The sequence below is a fragment of the Nostoc sp. UIC 10630 genome (assembly GCF_010747425.1).
Lineage (GTDB): Bacteria > Cyanobacteriota > Cyanobacteriia > Cyanobacteriales > Nostocaceae > Nostoc.
In genome coordinates, this window is sequence record NZ_JAAGOG010000407.1 from 1 (window position 1) to 2000 (window position 2000).

At 37.2% G+C, this 2000-nt stretch carries 2 protein-coding genes and 1 pseudogene; all 3 read left to right on the forward strand.

Annotation, left to right across the window (positions count from 1 at the left end):
* Positions 1-284 (forward strand): annotated as a pseudogene (locus tag G1O98_RS40510) (hypothetical protein); the annotation flags it as partial.
* Positions 263-631 carry a glutamate-cysteine ligase family protein gene (locus tag G1O98_RS41305; RefSeq protein ID WP_345940643.1) on the forward strand — a complete coding sequence of 123 codons (369 nt, stop codon included), beginning with the start codon at positions 263-265 and terminating at the stop codon, positions 629-631. The pseudogene G1O98_RS40510 and the gene G1O98_RS41305, both read left to right, overlap by 22 nt.
* Positions 628-1233 (forward strand): glutamate-cysteine ligase family protein, encoded by a 606-nt coding sequence (locus G1O98_RS41310; RefSeq protein ID WP_345940644.1) that lies wholly within the window; start codon positions 628-630, stop codon positions 1231-1233. Before G1O98_RS41305 ends, G1O98_RS41310 begins: the two co-directional genes overlap by 4 nt.
* The last annotated feature ends 767 nt before the right edge of the window (positions 1234-2000 follow it).

Here is a 2000-nt window from a genome sequence, read left to right on the forward strand (position 1 = left end):
GGTGGGGCCCCCACGAAGTGGGGATAAGGGGCAGGGGGAAAGGTTTTAAATCCCTTACCCTTTCCCCTTTCCCCTTTCCCCAGACCTCACAAGCGCATTTTTGGGTTGGCAGACTACTAGGGATGGAAATTGAGTTGCAATTACTCAATCCTTATACGCTGCAATTGGTAGATGGCATTTTACCGCTTTTAGCACAAGCTCCTGAAAATTCCTGGATTCAACCAGAATTTAATCAAGCGATGGTAGAGATTGCTTCCAAAGTTTGCTCAATATCTATGAGTTAGAAGCCAATATTTTTGCAATTCTGCGTGACCTCAAAGCTAGATGTCAAGCACTGGGTATGACTATTTGTGCAGCCGGAACTTATCCATGTTGCGATCGCTTTGCCGCTATCACCCCTATTCCCAGGTATCTGTCCCAGCAACATACATCTGGCTATCTCGCAGATTTAATGATGACTTGTGCGCTTCAGCTTCATGTAGGAATGCCATCGGGTGATGCAGCTATAGATGTTATGGGCAGACTTAAACCCTATCTCCCCATTTTGTTGGCTCTGTCTGCTAGTTCACCCTTTTGGTGGGTCAGGATACTAGCTTTGCTTCCTTTCGCCAAAGGTTTTTATCATCGATGAGAACCTATGGTATTTGTCCCACTTTTAAAAATTGGCAGGATTTTGCTAATTTCTTTGCTAATTCTCAACATGCAGGGATGTTTGAGATTATCCGCGATATCCATTGGGATTTGCGTCCCCAACCTGATTTCGGAACTCTTGAGGTTAGGGTAATGGATGCTCAACCAACGATCAAAGAATCAATGATGTTGGCGGCTTTTATCCATTCTTTAATTGTGTATTTGCATCATCACAGTCAAGGAAAGCCAACAGAATTTTTGCTAACTCCCCTTCCTTGGTTGATTGAAAGAGAAAACTACTTTCGTGCATCTCGTTGGGGTTTAGATGCTAATTATATTGAAGATGAACAAGGTAATAGCAGATCCATCAGGAATATAGTTAAAGATATCTTGAATGTATTAGCAGAAACTGCCGATACGTTGGGAAATAGCTCATATCTATTCCAATTAGAAAAAAGATTAGACCAAGGAGCAAGTTATATTCGACAACGGCGAGTGTTTGAAAGCACAGGTTCTGTAAAAGCAGTAGTTGCTTCTTTAGTCAGCGAGTTAGAAGCTGAATTACTAGTACCAGAAGACAAGATACAGTATACACACAAATGATTTAATCACCTTTGGATTTGATGATATCTTACGGCGATCACATTTTTCATACTAATTCATCTGCTTGATTTTAACGTGAGTTCGACGGATAGAAAAGCCCAAAAAGCTAATAGTTGTTCAAATTAGTATCAGTATACCTTTCTTAAGACATAGGTTTTTGTCTCTTTCACACTCTTGAGGTAGAGATAAATATTTTCAAAAACTATATCCATTGCCTGATAAGTTAATCTAGTTATTTTTTACCATTTAGGAATACCTTGTGAATCAATGAGAAAAGTATTAACAAGGTTTTCTTGAAATTGAAATTACCATGTGGGTAGTAGCTATGAATATAGATATAGGGAAAATTATTACAGCTATTGGTGTCTTTGTAGCAATTTTTGGGGCATGGTGGCAGATTTATAGATTTAAAACTGAGAATAAAAAATAACTGATAATATAATTGAAGAATTAGTAGCGGATTGGAGTTGTTTTCAGAATAAGCTTGAGCATAAAAATTTCCTTCTTGGCTGCGTAGAAGTTAGGCGTATTGTCGATATTCATACAGGATTTTTTAATGATATTAGCATGAAACTGGGACTCATAGAAAATTATCCCGAAGTAATGAATATGGCACTTTAGCTAATTAGCTTATATTGCAGGTGATCAATAAAAATTTAAACCTTTTTTTGTTTAGATAAAAAGAAGAATAACCTCACACATCCTTTGTTAAAAAAATATTTTTTTAACAAAAATTTTAATTCTCCCTATAAAATACACAATGTTAT

Coding starts and splice junctions, on each gene's coding strand:
- G1O98_RS41310 (WP_345940644.1), top strand. CDS start 628: ATGAGAACCTATGGTATTTGTCCCACTTTTAAAAATTGGCAGGATTTT.